Annotated in this window: 20 protein-coding genes and 1 tRNA gene; 12 read left to right on the plus strand and 9 right to left on the minus strand. The window is 65.7% G+C overall.

Features of this window, described 5'->3' with window-relative positions:
- Positions 1-29 precede the first annotated feature (29 nt).
- The 10 genes from pstC (ACERIM_RS15520) (at position 30) to phoU (ACERIM_RS15565) (ending at position 9,825) form a co-directional block, all read left to right on the plus strand.
- On the plus strand, positions 30-971 hold the full coding sequence (pstC, locus tag ACERIM_RS15520; RefSeq protein ID WP_049966241.1) for a phosphate ABC transporter permease subunit PstC: 942 nt from the start codon (positions 30-32) through the stop codon (positions 969-971).
- Positions 972-1,020: 49 nt separating this feature from the next.
- Complete coding sequence (gene pstA, locus ACERIM_RS15525) at positions 1,021-2,658, plus strand: phosphate ABC transporter permease PstA (RefSeq protein WP_373633386.1); 1,638 nt, start codon at positions 1,021-1,023, stop codon at positions 2,656-2,658.
- 1 nt (position 2,659) lies between these two features.
- Complete coding sequence (gene pstB, locus ACERIM_RS15530; protein ID WP_373633387.1) at positions 2,660-3,571, plus strand: phosphate ABC transporter ATP-binding protein PstB; 912 nt, start codon at positions 2,660-2,662, stop codon at positions 3,569-3,571.
- A complete protein-coding gene (gene phoU / locus ACERIM_RS15535; RefSeq protein WP_373633388.1) occupies positions 3,571-4,290 on the plus strand; it encodes a phosphate signaling complex protein PhoU in 720 nt (239 codons plus the stop codon). The genes pstB (ACERIM_RS15530) and phoU (ACERIM_RS15535) overlap by 1 nt, the downstream gene beginning before the upstream one ends.
- A 427-nt stretch (positions 4,291-4,717) precedes the next feature.
- Entirely contained in the window at positions 4,718-5,692 is a 975-nt protein-coding gene (locus tag ACERIM_RS15540; protein ID WP_049905684.1) for a PstS family phosphate ABC transporter substrate-binding protein, read from the plus strand.
- Positions 5,689-6,618 (plus strand): phosphate ABC transporter permease subunit PstC, encoded by a 930-nt coding sequence (pstC, locus tag ACERIM_RS15545; RefSeq protein WP_006649479.1) that lies wholly within the window; start codon positions 5,689-5,691, stop codon positions 6,616-6,618. Before ACERIM_RS15540 ends, pstC (ACERIM_RS15545) begins: the two co-directional genes overlap by 4 nt.
- Positions 6,618-7,505: a phosphate ABC transporter permease PstA gene (pstA, locus tag ACERIM_RS15550; protein WP_006649478.1), complete on the plus strand. Its 888-nt coding sequence runs from the start codon at positions 6,618-6,620 to the stop codon at positions 7,503-7,505. Before pstC (ACERIM_RS15545) ends, pstA (ACERIM_RS15550) begins: the two co-directional genes overlap by 1 nt.
- A gap of 2 nt (positions 7,506-7,507) precedes the next feature.
- Complete coding sequence (gene pstB, locus ACERIM_RS15555) at positions 7,508-8,380, plus strand: phosphate ABC transporter ATP-binding protein PstB (RefSeq protein ID WP_049905674.1); 873 nt, start codon at positions 7,508-7,510, stop codon at positions 8,378-8,380.
- A 171-nt stretch (positions 8,381-8,551) separates the two neighbouring features.
- Positions 8,552-9,043 carry a metal-dependent hydrolase gene (locus tag ACERIM_RS15560; RefSeq protein ID WP_049905673.1) on the plus strand — a complete coding sequence of 164 codons (492 nt, stop codon included), beginning with the start codon at positions 8,552-8,554 and terminating at the stop codon, positions 9,041-9,043.
- A gap of 110 nt (positions 9,044-9,153) precedes the next feature.
- Positions 9,154-9,825, plus strand: a complete 672-nt coding sequence (gene phoU, locus ACERIM_RS15565) for a phosphate signaling complex protein PhoU (RefSeq protein ID WP_006649475.1) — start codon at positions 9,154-9,156, stop codon at positions 9,823-9,825.
- Between the two features lie 21 nt (positions 9,826-9,846).
- Here phoU (ACERIM_RS15565) and ACERIM_RS15570 read toward each other — a convergent pair whose 3' ends face one another.
- From ACERIM_RS15570 to ACERIM_RS15595, 6 genes are all read right to left on the minus strand, one after another.
- The gene (locus ACERIM_RS15570; protein ID WP_373633389.1) at positions 9,847-10,422 is read right to left on the minus strand and encodes a hypothetical protein; all 576 of its coding nucleotides are present in this window, start codon (positions 10,420-10,422) and stop codon (positions 9,847-9,849) included.
- Positions 10,423-10,669: 247 nt separating this feature from the next.
- A complete protein-coding gene (locus ACERIM_RS15575) occupies positions 10,670-11,077 on the minus strand; it encodes a hypothetical protein (RefSeq protein WP_006649322.1) in 408 nt (135 codons plus the stop codon).
- Position 11,078: 1 nt separating this feature from the next.
- On the minus strand, positions 11,079-12,752 hold the full coding sequence (locus ACERIM_RS15580; RefSeq protein WP_373633390.1) for an FAD-dependent monooxygenase: 1,674 nt from the start codon (positions 12,750-12,752) through the stop codon (positions 11,079-11,081).
- Entirely contained in the window at positions 12,745-14,268 is a 1,524-nt protein-coding gene (locus ACERIM_RS15585; protein ID WP_373633391.1) for an FAD-binding protein, read from the minus strand. The genes ACERIM_RS15580 and ACERIM_RS15585 overlap by 8 nt, the downstream gene beginning before the upstream one ends.
- A 1-nt stretch (position 14,269) precedes the next feature.
- A complete protein-coding gene (locus tag ACERIM_RS15590; protein WP_373633392.1) occupies positions 14,270-15,139 on the minus strand; it encodes an electron transfer flavoprotein subunit beta/FixA family protein in 870 nt (289 codons plus the stop codon).
- A gap of 212 nt (positions 15,140-15,351) precedes the next feature.
- Positions 15,352-16,209 carry a polymer-forming cytoskeletal protein gene (locus ACERIM_RS15595; RefSeq protein ID WP_006649326.1) on the minus strand — a complete coding sequence of 286 codons (858 nt, stop codon included), beginning with the start codon at positions 16,207-16,209 and terminating at the stop codon, positions 15,352-15,354.
- Between the two features lie 138 nt (positions 16,210-16,347).
- Between ACERIM_RS15595 and ACERIM_RS15600 the strand changes: the two genes are divergently transcribed.
- Positions 16,348-16,545 carry a DUF5800 family protein gene (locus ACERIM_RS15600; protein ID WP_006179753.1) on the plus strand — a complete coding sequence of 66 codons (198 nt, stop codon included), beginning with the start codon at positions 16,348-16,350 and terminating at the stop codon, positions 16,543-16,545.
- An 11-nt stretch (positions 16,546-16,556) separates the two neighbouring features.
- On the opposite strand, the gene ACERIM_RS15605 is transcribed toward ACERIM_RS15600, so the two are convergent.
- Both ACERIM_RS15605 and ACERIM_RS15610 read right to left on the minus strand, forming a co-directional pair.
- Positions 16,557-17,120, minus strand: coding sequence for a DUF420 domain-containing protein (locus tag ACERIM_RS15605; protein WP_006649327.1), 564 nt, complete (start codon positions 17,118-17,120; stop codon positions 16,557-16,559).
- 264 nt (positions 17,121-17,384) lie between these two features.
- Positions 17,385-17,469 (minus strand) — tRNA-Leu (locus tag ACERIM_RS15610).
- A gap of 221 nt (positions 17,470-17,690) precedes the next feature.
- Here ACERIM_RS15610 and ACERIM_RS15615 point away from each other — a divergent pair.
- The gene (locus ACERIM_RS15615; RefSeq protein ID WP_373633393.1) at positions 17,691-18,419 is read left to right on the plus strand and encodes a TVP38/TMEM64 family protein; all 729 of its coding nucleotides are present in this window, start codon (positions 17,691-17,693) and stop codon (positions 18,417-18,419) included.
- Between the two features lie 108 nt (positions 18,420-18,527).
- Here the strand turns inward: ACERIM_RS15615 and ACERIM_RS15620 are convergent, their stop codons facing one another.
- Positions 18,528-18,701 carry an HVO_2523 family zinc finger protein gene (locus ACERIM_RS15620; RefSeq protein WP_373633394.1) on the minus strand — a complete coding sequence of 58 codons (174 nt, stop codon included), beginning with the start codon at positions 18,699-18,701 and terminating at the stop codon, positions 18,528-18,530.
- Positions 18,702-18,752 lie beyond the last annotated feature (51 nt).

Here is an 18,752-nt window from a genome sequence, read left to right on the forward strand (position 1 = left end):
ACCGATTTTTCGGGGAAACCGAATAGAAAATGAGTGACACATCAATGGAAGCCGATCTCACACGATCGGCGAACGGACGAATTGCAAAGGAGCGGTTGTACCACGGGTTGTTGTTCTGCTGTGCGGCACTGACGGTCTTCGTGACGCTCAGTATCGTCGCTACGCTGGCGATCGACGCCGTCGAGTTCTTTAGCCGCGTCGACCCCCTCGCCTTCTTCACTGGCACGGAGTGGGTTCTGCGGAGCGAAAATCCGATTCTCGGTATCCTGCCGCTGGTGTCTGCCACACTGACCGTGACGATCGTCTCGGCGCTCGTCGCGATCCCGATCGGCACGGCGGCCGCGGTCTATCTGAGCGAGTACGCGAGCGATCGGATGCGATCGGTGCTGAAACCGGCCCTCGAGATCCTCGCGGGGATCCCGACCGTCGTCTACGGCTTCTTCGCGCTGGTGTACCTGACGCCGTGGCTCCAGCAACTGGGGCTCGACGTGGACCTGTTCAACCTGCTGTCCGCGTCGATCATGGTCGGAATCATGATCATTCCGATGGTCTCCTCGATCAGCGAGGACGCGATGAGCGCGGTGCCGGACTCGCTACGCCAGGCGGGATACGGCCTCGGTGCCACGAAGTTCGAGGTCTCGACGAAGATCGTCATCCCGGCGTCGATCTCGGGGATCTTCTCCTCGTACATTCTGGCGCTCTCGCGGGCGATCGGCGAGACGATGATCGTCGTGGTCGCCGGCGGCAGTCAGGGCCGAATGTTCGACCCGTCCCAGCCGTTCGCGAACCTCCTCAATTCCGGGCAGACGATGACCGCTGCCATGGTGCAGGCGGTGACGACGGACCTGTCGGGCGGAACCGCCGGCTACTACTCGATGTTCGCGATCGGGCTGACGCTCTTCGCCATTACGTTCAGCATGAACCTACTCAGCAACCGCATCGCCGCTCGATACAGGGAGGAATACCAATGAACCGAACGATTACTGCGAACGCCACGGCCACACCGGGGGTGCGTCGCTGATGGCGACGACCGACGAGTCGACGGGTGCCTGGTTCGGCGCGGACGGACAAGTGAGTCAGCTCCGCGGGCTATTGTTCAAAGCCAGCTGCCTCGGGGCGACGGTACTCACGCTGTTCCTCGTGTTCGTCTTTCTCATCTACGTGGCGGTCGACGCGGTCGAACCGGGGACGGCCGATCCGGCCTGGTGGGCGACGGTCGTCGCGACCGTCGCGCTCCCGGCGGTCGTCCTCTCGCTCTACTACTACCGCTCCGATCCACGGGCGGGTGAAGTCGCGTACACGGCGCTCGGACTGCCCGTCGCCGCGGCGCTGCTCGCCGGCGGCGTCGGTATCGTCTTCAGACATGTCGTCAGCCCACACGAGTGGCTCGCGCTCGTGATCGCTGCGATCGTCGCCTACGGCGCGCTCGAGGCCCACGAGCGAACGCGGGACGCCGGTGCGCTCGAGCGGGCCGCGGTCGGCGTGGTCGTTCTCGGACTGACGATCGTCGGGGTTCCCGGACTCGTCCCGAGCCTCCGTGCGCTGATCCTGTCGCTCCCGGTTCTCCCGATGGCACCCCTGTCGCTGCTGGGAACGTTCGTGGTGCCGGTCGGGATAGCGGCCGGCTGGTACGTCCGTCGCGCCCGCGAGAACGAGCGTGCGGGGTCGATCGCCGGCGGGGCCACGATCGCCGCGGCCGCGCTCGGCGTCGTCGCCGGGCCGCTCGCGGGCGTCTCCTGGACGACGTGGCTCATCCTGACGACGGTCGTCGGCGTTCCCGTCGGGCTATACGTCGAACGGGTTTTCAGAGGCGGCGAGGGCGTCTCCGGACTCGCGCTGCCGCTCGTCATCGCGGCAGGCGTAGTCGTCTGTGCCGTCGTCGTTGACGCGGCCGGGTTCGCCGGCCCGAACGTCTGGCTCGACTGGGAGTTCCTGACCGCCGCGCACAGTCGGACACCGCGGGAGGCCGGCATCTATCCCGCGCTCGTCGGGTCGGTGATGATGATCATCGTCGTCGCGATCGCGGCGTTCCCGGTCGGCGTCGGCGCGGCGATCTACCTCGAGGAGTACGCGCCGAGCGGCGGACTGCTCGGATCGGTCGTCGAACTCATCGAGATCAACATCGCGAACCTCGCTGGGGTCCCGTCGGTGGTCTACGGACTGCTCGGCCTGGCGCTGTTCGTCAAGGCCGGCGCCCTGCAGCCCGGGATCGTCGTCGTCGGCGGATTGACGGTCGCGCTGCTGATCCTCCCGATCGTCATCGTCTCCGCACAGGAGGCGATCCGGGGGGTACCCGACTCCCAGCGACAGGCGGCCTACGGGATGGGCGCGACGAAGTGGCAGACGGTCCGGACCGTCGTTCTGCCGCGGGCGATGCCCGGGATCCTCACTGGGACGATCCTCGCGCTCGGCCGCGCCATCGGCGAAACGGCACCGTTGTTGATGGTCGGCGTCGCGGCGGTCGTCCGGATCTCGCCGACGTCGTTCTTCGGACTGTTCAGCGCGATGCCGCGACAGCTCTACTCGTGGGCACAGTTAGCCAAACCGGACTTCTACCACGGCGTCCTCGCGGCCGGGGTCCTCGTGTTGCTCATCGTCTTGCTGATGATGAACGGCACCGCGATCCTGCTGCGAAACAAGTACCAGAGGCGCGATTGAAATGACTCGAAACGATACACGAAACGTCGACGACGGTGACGAACAGCGAACGAACAGCAGCGGAACGGCGGTCTCCGAACCGACCGCGGGATCAGAGGCGACAAGCGGATCACTACTCGATGCCTCGCTCGACGTCGAGGGTGGCTCCGTTCCCGCGGGCGCCGATACGGTGATCGAGGCGCGGGATATCGACGTCTTCTACGACGACGCCCAGGCGTTACAGGGCGTCGACATCGAAATCCCCGAAAACGGCGTCACGGCGCTCATCGGTCCATCGGGCTGCGGGAAATCGACGTTCCTGCGCACCATCAATCGAATGAACGACCTCATCGACGCCGCTCGCGTCGAGGGCGAACTCCGCTTCGAGGGGAAGAACGTCTACGACGACGACGTCGACCCCGTCGCGCTGCGCCGGAAGATCGGGATGGTCTTTCAGACGCCGAACCCCTTCCCCAAATCGATCCGGGACAACGTCGCGTTCGGACTGGACGTACAGGAGAAGGACGTCGACGTCGACGAGACGGTCCGAACCGCCCTCGAGCGGGCCGCGTTGCTCGAGGAAGTCGAGGACCAGTTGGACTCGAGCGGGCTGGACCTCTCGGGTGGGCAACAACAGCGGCTCTGTATCGCGCGGGCGATCGCACCGGACCCGGACGTGATCCTGATGGACGAGCCGGCCTCGGCGCTCGATCCGATCGCGACCTCGAAGATCGAGGACTTGATCGAGGACTTGGCCGAGGAGTACACGGTCGTCATCGTCACCCACAACATGCAGCAGGCGGCCCGTATCTCCGATAAGACCGCGGTCTTCCTGACCGGCGGCGAACTCGTCGAGTTCGACGACACGGACAAGATCTTCCAGAACCCCGAGCACGAGCGCGTCGAGGACTACATCACCGGCAAGTTCGGGTGATGACCCGCGAGGACTACCGGCACCGCCTCGAGCGGCTCCGCGAGACGGTCGTCTCGATGGGTGATCTCGTTCGCGAGCAACTCGCCGACGGGTTTTCCGCGCTGTTTACGAGCGATCGCGACCTCGCCCGCGAGGTGATCGAGCGGGACCACGCGGTCAACGACCGGTATCTCGAAATCGAACGGGAGTGTCTCGACCTGCTGGCGCTGTACCAGCCTGTCGCCGGTGACCTCCGGACCGTCGTCGCCGCGTTCACGATCGTCACCGACTTCGAGCGGGTGGGCGATCTGGCGACCAATCTGGCCGAGTACACGCTCGACGCAACCGGCTCGGATCCGGCGTTGCCGGACGTGGACTTCGAGCGAATCGCCGCGCTGGCACTCGAGCAACTCGAGACCGCAGTCGAGGCGTTCGTCGACGAGGAACCGGCGGCCTGCCGGGCGGTCGCCGAGCGCGACGCGGAACTCGATCGCCGCTGTGTGGCGGTCGCCGAGCGCGTCGTCCGGCGGCTCATCGAGTTGCGTCGCGACGCCGACGACTGCGTCGGGGGCCGATCGTCCGGGGCCGGAAGCGGCGGTCGCCCCGCCGGCCCCCTTCTCGCGGACGTCTCACGAACCCTCGTTGTCGTCCGCGATATCGAACGCGTCGGCGACCACGCGGTCAACGTCGCCGCTCGAACGCTGTATGCCCTCGAGAACGACGCGTCGCTGCTTGCCTGACGGTCGTCTCTATACGGCGATCGACCGAGAGACACGTCACGTCGCGTCTGATTTTGTCCGCTGTGGGCTCCCTGCTGACGTAGTTTGCGCAATTCGAACGAATTCATGGGGAATACCGCGACAACGCCACGGCCGACCGGATCGCCGCCGACATCGGCACCAGCGGCCCCGAGACTGCCCACCATCTCTCGCTCGGTTCTCGGCATGACTCGTCTATATATGTCACCTCGTCTTCAGCCGAATAGTGGACGGACCGAAGTACCTTCAGACACCACTAGATTGGTGGGTGGCAACTGTTGCCATATGTATGCGTTCGAGACGCCGTCGCCGGCCCTGGGCTGGGACCCAGTGAATCGCCGCAGTAGTACATAGTGCTATATAGATCTCATAGTAGTATACTTACCTACTCTGTGACTTCGATCCGGTGATGTCGAGAGATTCCACGGCGTCTTTGCCGGCCGGACTCGGTCGGCGTGACTTTCTCGCCGCAGCGGGCGTTGGCCTCTCCGGCGGGTTGGCCGGTTGTACCGGTGTCTTCGCCGCGGAGGGCAACAACGTAAACATCGCGGGGAGCAGTACCGTCTTCCCCGTGACCGAGGCGATCGCCTCCTCGTTTTCCGAGGAAAATCCGACCGTCAACCTCTCGCTCAGTAAGACCGGAACCGGCGGTGGGTTCGGGAACTTCTTCTGTGCGGGACGGACCGACATTAACAACGCGAGTCGGACGATCGCTGACGCCGAGGTTGAACAGTGTGGGAACAACGATGTGACGCCGATCGAGTTTCCGATCGCGACCGACGCGCTGACGGTCGTCGTCAACCCAAACGCCGACTGGATCGACTGTCTTACCGTCGAACAGCTCCGAGAAATCTGGCGTGCTGACGGCGCGACCCACTGGAGCGATATCAACGACGAGTGGCCCGACGAACCGTTCGAACTGTACGGGGCCGCGACGACCTCCGGCACGTTCGACTACTTCAACGAGGCCATCATCGGCGAGGAAGCGAACCACCGCAGCGATTACCACGCGACCGAGCGCGACCGAACGATCGTACAAGGAGTGCAGGGCTCGGAGTACGCGATGGGGTACTTCGGCTTCTCGTTCTACAGCGAGAATCCGGACTCGATCAAGGCGATCTCGGTCGACGACGGTGACGGCTGTGTCAAGCCGTCGATCGAGACGGCGATGAACGGCGAGTACACGCCCCTCTCGCGACCCCTGTTCATCTACGTCGCCAAGGAGTCGCTCGAGAAGTCGGCCGTCCGTGACTTCGTCCGGTTCTACATGAAGCGAGCCGCGACGGACTTGGTCTCGGAGGTCGGCTACGTGCCGCTCACCGAAGACAAACGCGACGAGAACCTCGAGAAACTCGAGGCTGCGATCGAGGAGGTAACGGCATGAGCCAGCCGGACTTCTCCCACGACGGGATCCGCACGGCACGGGGCACCGCCTTTCGTTATCTCTTCATGCTGTGTGCGCTCCTGTCGATCCTGACGACCGTCGCGATCATTCTGACGCTGTTGCTCGACGCGATCGACTTCTTCGCACAGATCCCGCTCGTCGACTTCCTCACCGGCACGCGCTGGAGTCCGACGAACGAACCGATCGCATTCGGCGTCCTCCCGCTGATTTCGGGAACGCTGGTCATCACGATCGGGTCGGCGATGGTCGCGCTCCCGATCGGATTGTTGACCGCGATCTATCTCAGCGAGTACGCCTCCGATCGACAGCGGGCATATCTCAAACCGGCGCTCGAGGTACTCGCCGGCGTCCCGACGGTCGTCTACGGCTACTTCGCGCTGGTCTATGTCACGCCGGCGATCGACACGATCTTGCCGGTCGATCTCTCGACGTTCAACGCGCTGTCGGCCTCGATCATGGTCGGTATCATGATCATCCCGATGGTGTCCTCGATCAGCGAGGACGCGATGAGCGCCGTCCCGGACTCGCTGCGGCAGGCCAGTTACGGGCTCGGCGCGACGAAGTTTACCGTCTCAACGTCGGTCGTCGTGCCGGCGGCGCTGTCGGGGATCTTCTCCTCGTTTATCCTCGCGCTCTCGCGGGCGATCGGCGAGACGATGATCGTCGCCATCGCCGCGGGCCAGACGCCGCGGATGATCGACCTGACCGACCCGGCGGGGATGTTCCTCGACTCGATCCAGCCGATGACCTCCGCGATGGTCCAGATCGGCACCGGCGACATCGTCGGGCAGGGACCGGCGTACAAGAGCCTCTTCGCGGTCGGTCTGACCCTGTTCGTCATCACCTTCGTCATGAACCTGATCAGTGAACTCGTCGCGTCGCGGTATCGGGAGGTGTATCGCTGATGGCGGCCGACACCGGAGAGACGCCCGCCGACGGCTTCGGACGCATCAGCCGGACGAAAGACGTCGCGTTCCGACTGCTCGCGCTCGCGGCGACGCTCGTCGGCATCGTGTCGCTCGCGGCGTTGCTGTTGAACGTCGCCGTCGACGCCGTCGGCTGGCTCGACTGGCAGTTCCTCACGAACCCGCCACACCCCAACCCCTACGAGGCCGGATTCCTGCCCGCGCTCGTCGGCTCCATCGCGATCATGCTGATGATCGCGCTGGTCACCTTCCCGCTCGGCGTCGGCGCCGCGGTCTACCTCGAGGAGTACGCCGATGACGGCTATCTCACCCGCTTTATCCAGCTCAACATCGCGAACCTCGCGGGCGTCCCCTCGGTCGTCTACGGCCTGTTGGGACTTGGCCTGTTCGTGGGCCTGTTCAACATCGGCTACGGGACGGTACTGGCGGCCGCGTTCACCATCGCCTTGCTCATCCTGCCGATCGTGATCATCTCCGCCCAGGAGGCGATTCGGGCCGTCCCCGATTCGCAGCGACAGGCGTCCTACGGGATGGGCGCGACGAAGTGGCAGACGATCCGCAACGTCGTCCTGCCGCGGGCGATGCCCGGCATCATGACCGGGACGATCCTCGCGCTGGGGCGAGCGATCGGCGAGACGGCACCGCTGATCATGATCGCCGCGCCGACGACGGTGTTCGGACTGCCGAACAGCTTCTTCAGCAAAGTCAGCGCCATGCCGCTCCAGATCTACAACTGGGCGTCCTATCCACAGACGGAGTTCCAGTACGGCGTCGTCGCCGCCGGCGTCGTCACCCTGCTGGTCGTCCTGTTAACGATCAACTCGATCGCGATCATCATCCGCAACCGCTATCAACAGCGCACCTGACAATGACTAACGAACAGATGACTTCCTCGGAAACGGAACCGACCGACGACCAACCGGCCCCGACGCCGGGCACCGACGGCCTCACCGACACCGCCGATTCCGGCGGGGAAACGACGACCGACCGAACGCTGCTCGAGGCCCGAGACCTGAACGTCTACTACGGGGAGGAACAGGCGCTCTCCGACGTCGACATCGAGATCCCCGAAAAGCAGGTCACGGCGGTCATCGGCCCGTCGGGCTGTGGGAAATCGACGTTCCTCCGGTGTATCAACCGGATGAACGACCTCGTCGACAGCGCCCGCGTCGAGGGCGAACTCCGCTTCGACGGGAAGAACGTCTACGACGACGACGTCGATCCCGTCGCCTTGCGCCGGAAGATCGGCATGGTCTTCCAGTCGCCGAACCCGTTCCCGAAGTCGATCCGCGACAACGTCGCCTACGGCCTGAAAGTCCAGGGGAAAGACGACGGCGACGTCGACGCGAAGGTCCGGACCGCCCTCGAGCGGGCCGCGTTGCTCGAGGAAGTCGAGGACCAACTGGACGCGAGCGGGCTGGACCTCTCGGGTGGGCAACAACAGCGGCTCTGTATCGCGCGGGCGATCGCGCCGGACCCGGACGTGATCCTGATGGACGAGCCGGCCTCGGCGCTGGACCCGGTCGCGACCTCGAAGATCGAGGACCTGATCGAGGACCTGGCCGAGGAGTACACGGTCGTCATCGTCACGCACAACATGCAGCAGGCGGCCCGTATCTCCGATAAGACCGCGGTCTTCCTGACCGGCGGCGAACTCGTCGAGTTCGACGACACGGACAAGATCTTCGAGAACCCCGAACACGAGCGCGTCGAGGACTACATCACCGGCAAGTTCGGATAGTCGGTGTCACCGGTCGACGACGGCGTTTCCCGTTGCTCACCGCGTTCGATCCGACGCTACCGCTCTCACTCGAGCGAGTAAGTCGGCCGAGACACACCGTCAAACGCGGGAATGTGTGTTCCGTACTGGGAATGTGACTTATTGTCCCACACGGCATGAGTACTGAGCGGGATGGTCGCAACCGGGGTCCATATCCTGTGCGGTTTGGCGGTAGTCATGCTAGTCACCCGATCCCGGCGCGGGGCCCCGTACCTCGTGGCCGCGCTCGCCACCGCCGCTCCGGACGCCGACACGTTCCTCTTTCGGCCGCTGGTCGAACTCGGTGCCGTCCACGGAGCGCTGTGGAGCCACCGGGCGCTGACCCACTCGCTGCTCGGCGGCCTCGTCCTGATCGGGGTCCTCTCGGCCGTCGGCCCCTGGCGGGCCGCCGTCCTCGGTGTCAGTTCGCATATCGCGCTCGATCTCGTCAGCGGCGGCGTCCGGCTGCTTGCCCCCATCGACGATACGGTGTATGGCACGTCAGTCGACTGGCTGCTGCTGAACGCCGCCGTCTCGGCCGTCGCGGTCACCGTCGTCCTCGGTGGCTTGCTCGCGATGAAATACGACGTCCGACGCCCGGAGCCACTTCGTTTCCCGGCGACACCGCTCGAGTGGCTCCGGTAACGCGTCCACGATCGCCGACCCGGTCGCAGTGTCTCCGCGACCGGCAGCCGCTGACCCGTAGCGGCACTTCGCACACAGTATTTATGAAGGACGGGCGGGCTTTAACTACTATGGCCAGGAAATCCTACCAGGAGAAGCTCACGGAACTCCGTGAGGACGTCCTCTACATGAGTGAGGTCGTCATGGAACGACTGCGCATGGGACTGGACGCGTTAGAACAGAAAGACGAGGACCTCGCACAGGAAGTGATCGAGGGCGACGGCGAGATCAACCGGATGTACCTCGATCTGGAGCAGGACTGTATCGACCTGCTCGCGCTGCAGCAGCCGGTCGCGAGCGACCTCCGCTTTATCGCCGCCTCGTTCAAGATCATCACCGACTTGGAACGGATCGCCGATCTGGCGACGAACCTCGGCGAGTACACCATGGACGCCGAGCGGGACCTGTTCCCCGACGTCGACGTCCAGGAGATGGGCGAACTGACCCTCGACATGCTCGAGGACGCGATGATGGCCTACGACACCGAAGACACCGACCGCTGTCGGGAACTCGCCGGCCGCGACGACGATCTCGACGAGTTCGCCGAACGGGCCAGCGAGATCGTCGTTCGCGACCTCATCGAGCGCGAACTCGACTCGACCGAGGAGGTCGAGCGCATTCTGCAGGACGTCTCCCGACTCCTGTTGACGATCCGCGACCTCGAGCGGGTCGGTGACCACACGGTCAACATCGCTGCGCGGACGCTGTACATGGTCGAGAACGACGACGAACTCATCTACTGAACGCCCCGCTCGAGAACCGAGTTACTCGGACTCGTTGCTCTCGGTCTCGTTCCCCATCGACTCGTTGCCGTCCGTTTCGTTGCCCTCCGTCTCGTTCCCCATCGACTCGTTGCCCTCGCTTTCGTTTTCGGCCCCGCCGTTACCGCCGCCACCGCCGCCGCTTTCGACTTCGATATCGGCGACCATCGTCGTCGGATGGACCTCACAGATGTACGTGACCATCTCGCTGCTGGCCTCGAACTCGAGCCACTGGTCTTCGGGTTCGGTGACCCGCTCGGTCGCGAGGTCGTCGACGACCTCGTCGTTCTCGTCGTAGATCGCGATGTTGTGTTCGGCGCCGTCGCCGGTCGTCCAGCCGATCTCGTAGGTTTCCCCCTCCTGGAGGGTGATCGTCGGGTTCTCCTCGTCAGCGATCGAGTCGGGCGCGATGCCGACCCAGCCGGCCGTCTGTCCGTCGAACTCGATCTGGGTACCGGGTTCGATCGTCTCGCCCCCACCGCCCCCGTTACCGTTGCCGTTACCGTCGTCACCGTTACCACCGCCACCACAGCCCGCAACGACTGCCGTCGAAGCCGCGACACCTGTCAACTGAAGCATTCGCCGTCGGGATAACCGATCGTCTCGTGCCATCGGGCTGACTTTGCGCTCAACGGGAATAGTCGAATACCCGTCTACTGCGTGGGACTCATATACGAGCCGGTCTGCGCGGGATTTGTGGCTGTTTCCCGACTATAGTAGCCACTGAAAGTCATTGCACACTTGATCGAACGACGGCGTTGCGATCAGTGTGTGAATCGTTTCAGCGGCTACTATAGCTCCCGTTCGGGAGTGCTGGCTCGGGTCACTACCCGGTCGGCGGCGACGCCCGGTCGCGTTCCGGAACGCGGGTCAGCAACTGGGCCGTGTCGACGACGTTTCGCGTCTCGAGCAGTAGTTCCGCCGCCTCCCGGACCGTAAACGCCGCCTCGAGGTCGACGCCGTGACACCGCGTATAACACTCGAGCCAGCGGTTCATCGCGGTCTCGAGGGCAGCCAGTTCGGCCTCGGTAAACGGGACCGTGCGGCCGCCAGTCCGTCCCTCGACGTAGAGCCAGACGGCCGGGCCCACGCCATCCCGAAGATAGGCGTCGGCATCGCCGGGGGCCGGAGAGCGGTTCGACGCCGTCGGGGAACGGTCGTCCCCGTCGAGCGCTGCCCGTTCGCGCTCGGCCCGGCGTGCGAGCGCGGCGATCCGCGGTCCGTACCGGCTCACGTTACCCCTCCCTGTATTCGACGCCCTTGCCACCGCGGGGGTGTTCCCACTCCGTGTCGGCGACGACCGCACAGGTGCCACACTCGACGCAGGGCTGGGTGTCGAGACTGACCAGCGTCTCCTCGGTGCCGTTGGTCTTGACCGCCTCCGAGCGGTAGCAGCCGCCGCCGAAGTCCTCGGCGCTGACCGGACAGGCGGTGACGGCCGCGCCGCTGGCGTCGAGCGACTGATCCAGCAACTCGATGTGTGGGTTGCCCACGTCGGTGTCGTAGGTCAGGTCGCCGATGCGCTCCTCGAGCGTCGGCGGCTCGATCTCGCTCTCCCAGTGGATCGTCTTGCCGTGTTCCTCGGCGATCAGCGTCGGCAGGGAGACGTAGCCGGTCTTCGTATCCGGCAACATCGACACCAGCAACGGCGAGTTGTACGCCCGCTCGAGCAGCCGGTCCGCGATCGGATTGCCGACCGCCAGCGAGCCAAGTGGCGACTCGAGGACGCGTTCGACGGCGCTGGTCACGGCCTCGCGCTCGCCGACGGTCCGGGCGAGGTCGTACCGTCGGGGCCGGAGCTTGGCCATGGTGCCGGAGTCCTCGAGCAGTTTTGTGTATCGCCGCCCGGCGGCCGCCGGGTCGGCGTTGCCCCGAGTAACGGCGAAGGCGTCGGCCGCGAGCGCGCCAGCGGTGACGGCGTGGTTCATCCCCTTGATGATCGGCCCCTGGGCCTGCATCTGGCCGGCGGCGTCGCCGACGAGGACGAGTCGGTCGCGGTACGGCTCCCGGTGGGCGGCCTTCTTCGAGTCGGGGACGAGTTTCGCCGCGTACTCGCGTTCGTCGTACTCGTTGCCGAACCAGCCGGCGAGCAGCGGATGCGTGAGCAACGCGTCGAGCAGTTCGTGCGGTTCGGCCTCCCGCTCGAGGAGGCTATCGAGGTGGAAGACGGTCCCGATCGAGAGCGAATCCTCGTTGGTATACAGGAAGCCGCCGCCCCGGACGTCGTCGAAGAGATCGCCGGAAAACAGGTGGGCAGCGCCCTCGTCGGAACCGATATCGAAGCGGTCGTCGATCGCGTCGGGATCGACGTCGACGACGGCCTTGACCCCCTGGAACCACTCTTTGGGCTCCTCCCAGTCCATCAGTCCCGCCTCGCGAGCGAGTTCGGAGTTGACGCCGTCGGCCGCCACGATCAGGTCGGCCGTGATCGGCTCGAGTTCGTCGCAGGTGACGCCGACGATCTCGCCCTCATTCTCGAGCAGGCCGTTCACTCGGACGTTCGTCAGCACGCCGCCGCCCGTCTCGCTTGTCTTCTCGTGGACGCGGCGCTCGAGCCACGAGTCCATCTCCCGGCGGAGGACGGCGTCACACCAGTCGGTGTCGTGTTCGTGGAGGTCGGTCAGATCGTACGTTTTGACCTTGTTGCCGGCCACGTTGTGGATGTAGTAGTCCGTCACCGGCCGTTCGGTCGCTTCTTCGCGGAAGCCATCGAAGAGGTCCGCGAGCGTGTAGGGGGCGGACTCCTCGCCGTAAATCAGGCCGCCGGAGACGTTCTTCGAGCCCGCCTCGGTACCGCGCTCCAAGACGAGCGTCTCGACGCCGTGGTCGGCCAGCCGCGCCGCGGCCGCGGCCCCACCGGGGCCACAGCCGACGACGATCGCCTCGTAGTGTTCGTACTCGTCAGTCATCGTCCTCACCTCCGTCGGCGACGGCTTCGGCCTCGAGCGCCGTCTCACCGGCCTCGACGGCCTCGGTCAGGCGCGGCAGTACCTCGAAGAGGTCGCCTTCGATGAAGTAGTCCGAGAAGTCCCGGATCCGGGCGTCGGTGTCGGTGTTGACGGCGACGATGGTGTCGGACTCGTCCATGCCGACCTTGTGCTGGACCGCGCCCGACACGCCGGCCGCGATGTAGACGTCCGGCGCGACGACCTGGCCGGTTTCGCCGATTTGGCGTTCTTCCGTCGCGTAGCTCTCGACGTGGCCCTCGAACTCGTAGGAGGAAGTGACGATGCCCCGCGTGATGCCGAGTTCGGCGTCCGCGAAGGCGTCGACCAGTTCGAGCCCCAGTTCCATCCCGCGGGTCGGGTCGTCCGCGATCCCGCGCCCGAGACAGACCATCACGTCGTGGCCGGTGAGGTCGATCCCGGCTTCGAGTTGATCGTACTCGGTGATCTCGACGCGGAACCAGTCGTCGTCCAGTTCCATGTCGTGTTCGACGACGAGCCCGTCGCGGTCGTGGTTGGGCTCCATGGGCTCGAAGCTGCCCGGAATGACCGAACAGCCTTGCGGATGAAACTCCCGGCCCGGGTTGTCGAGACAGAGGATCGTCGAGTACTCGAAGCCCGAGAAGTCCGGCCGCTTCATGTGCAGGACTTTCTCGAAGGTCTTTTTCACGCCCGGTTCGCCGGTCTTGACTGGGTTCGAGACCTCGTTCTCCTCGATGAAGAGGTCCGAACAGTCCGAGGCCAGCCCGGAGTCGAGTTCGGCCTGGACCTTCGCCGAGAGGTCGCGGCCGTTGTTCGTCGCCGGGAACAGGACGTACCGGGGCTTGTCGTAGTCGCGCCAGTCGGTACTCTCGATCGAGCCCTCGCCGCGGGCCATGTGTGAGGCGATCTCGGTGTAGGGCTTGTGTAGGAACCGTTCCAACCTGTGGTCGTCGTGATAGACCGCCACGTCGGCCCCGTAGGCGATCGACTCCTCGGCCAGTCCCTCGCAGTCCTCGCCCATCAGGAACGCGACGACCCGCGCCTCGTCACCGTACTCCTCGGCGAAGTCGTCCATCAGTTCGCGGGCCTTCCCCAGCATCTCCTTCGAGACCTCGAGCAACTCGCCGTTCTGGGTCTCACAGAACACCCACATGTCGGCGTAGTCGCCGTCCGCGAGCGCCCGGACGTGTCGCTTGTCGCGGGTGGGGTGGGAGAGGCCGTCGTCTTCATCGGCCTCGGTCTCGGGTTCGTCGGTATCCGTCTCTGCGTCGTCGGATTCGGCGTCCGACTCGTCTTCCGGCTCGGCGCCCGCCTCGACGCCGTCGCTCTCGGCTCCGATCGCCTCGAGCCGGCCGTGGACCGCGTCGCGGGCCGTGTCGCGATCCTGACCAGCCCGCTCGGCCTCGAGGATCGCCCATAGCTCGTCCGCATCGTCGACGGTCTCGAGTTCGTCGGTCAGTTCCGCTACCGTGTGGTCGTCCGGATCGATGGCCGGCATCTCAATCACCCGCCTCCGCGGCGTAGGGTTGTATCTCCTCGAGTACCTCGCCCATGCCGTCGCCGGCGTCGGGATCGAGCATCGTCGCCTCGCGCTCGGAGGGTGCTTTGGGGATCGGATCCACCGAGGAGACGATCGTCGGCGAGCCGTCGAGCCCGATGTAGTCGGGATCGAGGTTCAGGTCGGCGTGGTCCCACGTCGTCAGGTACTCCTCGTGGTCGGCGGCCCGCTCCTCGGTCTCGGCCCGGAGCCGCTTGCGGGTCAACCGCTGGGACGCCGTCCGGTAGGTCGGCTCGAACTCGGGATCGGTGACGACGAAACACGGCAGGGGCGCTTCGACCGTCTCGATCTCGTCGACGTCGCCCTCGACGAGTCGCTTCGCGCGCAGGAGCCGCTCGTCGGGATCGATGTCGAGCGCGACGACGTGGGTGACGATCGGCCAGTCCATCGCCCAGCAGGTCTGTGGGCCGGTCTGGCCGGTCTCCCCGTCGGCCGTCTTGAACCCCGCGAAGACGATGTCGATGTCGGCGACTTCCTCCTGGTAGGTCTCGAGGCCGGCCGAGAGCGTGATCGCCGTCGCCCACGTGTCGGAGGCTGCAAGCTCACGGTCGGACAGCAGGTAGCTGTCGTCGGTGTAGACCGTCTCCATCGCCCCCTGCAGGACCTCGGCATACCCCGGCGGCCCCATACTCATCCCGCTGACGTGGCCGCCGTGGCGGATCTTCGTCTGGAGCGCGGCCTGCAGCGCGAACTCGTCGTTGGGGTTCATCACCGTCGGCGTCTTCCCCCGCTCTAAGTGGCCCTCCTCGTCGAACGAGACGGCCCCCTCGGAGAAGTCGGGGACGCCTTTCGTCAGTACGATCGATCGCATGAATACCCCCGTCGGTATATGACCATTGTTGACATGGCTGTGGCCTTCTATCATAGTATCAGTATTAAGAATAGGGGTGAAAATCGCCGATAGAGAGCGCTGATCGGCGGGTCGGCGCTGTCGGCCGCCCGTCGAGACGCTCCGAGGTTCCGTCCGTAGCGTCCGCTCGAGCGGAGACAATCAGTACTGCGAGGAGCGATCGGCCGTCCGCTTCATTCGCGATCGCGCTCGGTCGTCCGCATCGTGATCTCGCCGTCAGCGCGGATCGTCCCGTCGATCTCGGCGTCGGGGCCGAGTTCGAGGTCCGCACAGACGACGTCACCGAGGACCCGCGCGTCGGCGGCGACGTCGACGTCGCCCTCGCGCGTGGTCACGTCGCCGTGGATGCGGGTCCCCTCGCCGACGGCGATGTCGCCGCGCGCACGGAGGCTCCCGAAAATGTTGCAGTCCGCGCCGACGGCGATCCGTTCGGCACGGACGTTGCCGTGGAGTCGGCAGTCGTCGCCGATCGTCGCGGGCGTCGAGACGCGCCAAGCGTCGTCGCCGACGGTCGCGTTCCGGGGGATCACCAGCGGTTCGGCCTCGGAGTCGCCGTCGTCGTCCTCGACGAGTTCGGACACGAGCCGCTGGGCGGTGTCTTCCTCGCCGATCAACAGCAAGTGCTTGAGATAGACGAACAGGAAGACGATCGTCGGCATCGGGTTCCGGATGACGATCCAGCCGTTGGCTTCGAACCCCTCGTCGATCTCGACGTCGTCGCCGATGTCGAGATCGCCGGCGACTTTGAGCCTGCCGCCGATGTGAACGCGCTCGCCGACGTAGGCGTCCTCGCCGACCAGGACGTTCTCGGCGACGTCACACCACATGTCGAGTCGGCAGTCGCCGTCGGCCTCGATCGCGCCGCCGAACTCGGCGGACTCGCCGGCCAGCACGTTCCGGCCGCGCACGCCGAACCCGACGGTCGAGCGGGCCCCGACGAGGACGTCCCCGTCGGTAACGAGGTCGCGCTCTTGGGCTTCCGTCCCGTCGGGAACGACGAGTTCGTCGAGCGGGTCCCTGCTGAAGGCCACACTCGGGCTCAAAGGGGGCACCACCTAATAAACCTCGCGCGTCGTCAGTCGTCCGTCGGACGCCCGTCTGCCGGTCCCGGCGCTCGGCCGTCGCGACCAGTCGCCTCGCTTTTACACCCCCGCTGCGTACTCTCGGCCATGACTACGCTCGCATTCGACGACGAGGGCGTCGACGTCGTCTACGAAGGCACCGAGTTCCGTCTCGAGAAGGACCTGATCGAGGAAGCCACCGAGAAGTCCTACTACGACGTGACCGACCACGAGGTGTTACAGATCGTCGCCGAACAGCCGAACCTGCAGGGTGAGCCACGACGCGTCGGTGACATTCTGGACTGAATCCGACCCGGTCAGTAGACCACGTGGAGTAACACGAAGACGACGATCCCCAGCGAGAACGAGACCAGCCACAGCGACGCCGCGACGCGGCCGATCCGGGCGTGGCTCGTCGCCGGGATCTCCGCGACCGGCCGCGAGGCCGCCAGCAGGAGGACGTAGTACAGCAGCGGGATACAAACGATCGCCAGCAGGATGTGAATCGCCAGCAGCGGCAGGTAGACGAACTGCTCGATCGTCGCCGGCCCCGGGAAGTCCGACGGTCCGCCCATCACCGTCAGTCGATAGAGATAGAGCGCGAGAAAGGCCACGAACAGCCCGAACGACGACAGCATCGCGACCCGATGCCGGCCGATCGCACCGCGGCGGATCGCCCGCCAGCCGACCGCGATCGTCCCGATCGCGACCGCACTGATCACGGCGTTGACCGCCGGAATCACATCGATGACCCACTCCGGGGCGGCGGGCACGCTCGAGGCAGGGATCCGGCCGCCGGCGGCCGCGAAGACCACCGCTAGCGACACGACGCTCAACACGCCGGTGAGCAGGCGCACGCGCTCTCGAGGGACGTATTCCATGTGCGATCGTTCGAGCGAAGCGGGAAAGCGGTTACCTTCCGCGACGGCCACGACGGCTTTGACACCGAACCCGGTATCGAACGCTGTCATCGAGCCGAGTAGAACCGCTCATAGCGCTGTCGCCGCTGTCCTCGAGAACACGTCACATCGGCTCCGTACTGCTGTCGCTCGTCGGTGTAGCGTCGGAAAGGATTATGCGTGGGTGATGTCCACGAAGGGAAATCACCTGCATCGGTTTGGGGTGGAGCTCAGCCACCTGTGCGATGCGTGGGACCGGATTCGAACCGGCGGACCCCTACGGGACAGCGCCCTCAACGCTGCGCCGTTGGCCTGGCTTGGCTACCCACGCTCGCGGTCTCTGTCTGCACTCAATGGTATCCAGTGTGATTATAAAAGCCCTTTCCTTTGGATCGGCGACTGCGGCCGGATCACACGCGGACGACGGTCCCGCGTGACAGGTTCGCGGACTACTCCCCGACCGAGACGCCACGGTCGCGAACACGTGCGGCATATTCTTGCCGCGCCCCGCGAGACACAAAGGTTTCAACGCTCGAGCGAAATCTCAGATCGATGCAGTCGGGACGAACACGTGCGCTCGCAGGTGCTGTCGTGGCCAGCGGCATGGTCGCAGCGGGTCTGCTCGTCTCGCCGTCGACGGCAATCGGGGCCGTCGACTCGCTCGCCGCCGATCCGCTTTCCTTCGGCCTCGTCGTCGCCGGGCTCTATCTCGTGCGGCCCCTGCTCGCGTGGCCGACCACGCCGCTCGCGGCCGTCGTCGGCTACGGGTACGGTGTCGCCGTCGGCGTTCCGGTCGCACTCGCAGGCGTCGTCGTCACCGTCCTGCCGATCTTTGTCGCCGTCGGCTGGCTCGCTGGCGACGAGTCGACCGAGGATGTCCCCACGGCGTCGAACGGGTGGGACGAGGGCGGACTCCTCGAGCGCACCGGCGACGCCGTCGATCGTTACTACGAGACCGCGGGTCCGCTTCGGGGCGTCGTCGCCTCGCGGCTGGCCCCGATCCCGTCGGACGTGGCGACGTGTGCCGCGGCGGTCAGCGACGTTTCGCTCCGGTGGTTTCTCGTCGGCACGGCGGTCGGCGAACTCCCATGGACGATCGCTGCGGTCGTCGTCGGGGCCTCCGCGGCGACGGCGACGGCGGGCGGGATCGGCGACGCCGGGCTAGCAGTTTCGCTGGCCGGCCTTCTCGCGGCCTGTCTCTTGCTCGCCGGGCCCGCCTACCGCACGCTCCGATCGCGAGACCCGCTCCGAACGGGAAACGGCCAGTCGACGGACAACTGACCGAACAGCCCACCGCTGCTCGTCGCTACTCGCTCTCGAGCAGCGACTCGCTCATCGCCGGGAGTTGCGTCTCGAGTCGGGCGTTCGGCTCGATATAACGAGAACGGCTCAGCGGAAGGGGTCGCTACAGTCGATGATGACCCCGTGTTGGGGGCAGACGTACTTGCAGTGGCGCTTGTACATCGGGGCTTCGCAGTGGGGACACCGCGGCGCGCCGGTACCGTCGCTCGAGGCCGCCGTCTCCCTACCACCGGCGGAGCCGTCCCCAGCGTCGGCAGTCATACGACGCCGTTCGCGCCGGCCGGTGCTAAGTGTGGTGTTTGCGGTGACGCT

Origin of the sequence: Natrinema sp. H-ect1, assembly GCF_041821105.1 — an archaeon.
GTDB lineage: Archaea > Halobacteriota > Halobacteria > Halobacteriales > Natrialbaceae > Natrinema > Natrinema thermotolerans.

Bases quoted from the DNA above. Each gene is read 5' to 3' on its own strand.
- pstC (WP_049966241.1), top strand. From the start codon at position 30: ATGAGTGACACATCAATGGAAGCCGATCTCACACGATCGGCGAACGGA.
- pstA (WP_373633386.1), top strand. From the start codon at position 1,021: ATGGCGACGACCGACGAGTCGACGGGTGCCTGGTTCGGCGCGGACGGA.
- pstB (WP_373633387.1), top strand. From the start codon at position 2,660: ATGACTCGAAACGATACACGAAACGTCGACGACGGTGACGAACAGCGA.
- phoU (WP_373633388.1), top strand. From the start codon at position 3,571: ATGACCCGCGAGGACTACCGGCACCGCCTCGAGCGGCTCCGCGAGACG.
- ACERIM_RS15540 (WP_049905684.1), top strand. From the start codon at position 4,718: ATGTCGAGAGATTCCACGGCGTCTTTGCCGGCCGGACTCGGTCGGCGT.
- pstC (WP_006649479.1), top strand. From the start codon at position 5,689: ATGAGCCAGCCGGACTTCTCCCACGACGGGATCCGCACGGCACGGGGC.
- pstA (WP_006649478.1), top strand. From the start codon at position 6,618: ATGGCGGCCGACACCGGAGAGACGCCCGCCGACGGCTTCGGACGCATC.
- pstB (WP_049905674.1), top strand. From the start codon at position 7,508: ATGACTAACGAACAGATGACTTCCTCGGAAACGGAACCGACCGACGAC.
- ACERIM_RS15560 (WP_049905673.1), top strand. From the start codon at position 8,552: ATGGTCGCAACCGGGGTCCATATCCTGTGCGGTTTGGCGGTAGTCATG.
- phoU (WP_006649475.1), top strand. From the start codon at position 9,154: ATGGCCAGGAAATCCTACCAGGAGAAGCTCACGGAACTCCGTGAGGAC.
- ACERIM_RS15570 (WP_373633389.1), bottom strand. From the start codon at position 10,422: ATGCTTCAGTTGACAGGTGTCGCGGCTTCGACGGCAGTCGTTGCGGGC.
- ACERIM_RS15580 (WP_373633390.1), bottom strand. From the start codon at position 12,752: ATGACTGACGAGTACGAACACTACGAGGCGATCGTCGTCGGCTGTGGC.
- ACERIM_RS15585 (WP_373633391.1), bottom strand. From the start codon at position 14,268: ATGCCGGCCATCGATCCGGACGACCACACGGTAGCGGAACTGACCGAC.
- ACERIM_RS15590 (WP_373633392.1), bottom strand. From the start codon at position 15,139: ATGCGATCGATCGTACTGACGAAAGGCGTCCCCGACTTCTCCGAGGGG.
- ACERIM_RS15600 (WP_006179753.1), top strand. From the start codon at position 16,348: ATGACTACGCTCGCATTCGACGACGAGGGCGTCGACGTCGTCTACGAA.
- ACERIM_RS15605 (WP_006649327.1), bottom strand. From the start codon at position 17,120: ATGGAATACGTCCCTCGAGAGCGCGTGCGCCTGCTCACCGGCGTGTTG.
- ACERIM_RS15615 (WP_373633393.1), top strand. From the start codon at position 17,691: ATGCAGTCGGGACGAACACGTGCGCTCGCAGGTGCTGTCGTGGCCAGC.
- ACERIM_RS15620 (WP_373633394.1), bottom strand. From the start codon at position 18,701: ATGACTGCCGACGCTGGGGACGGCTCCGCCGGTGGTAGGGAGACGGCG.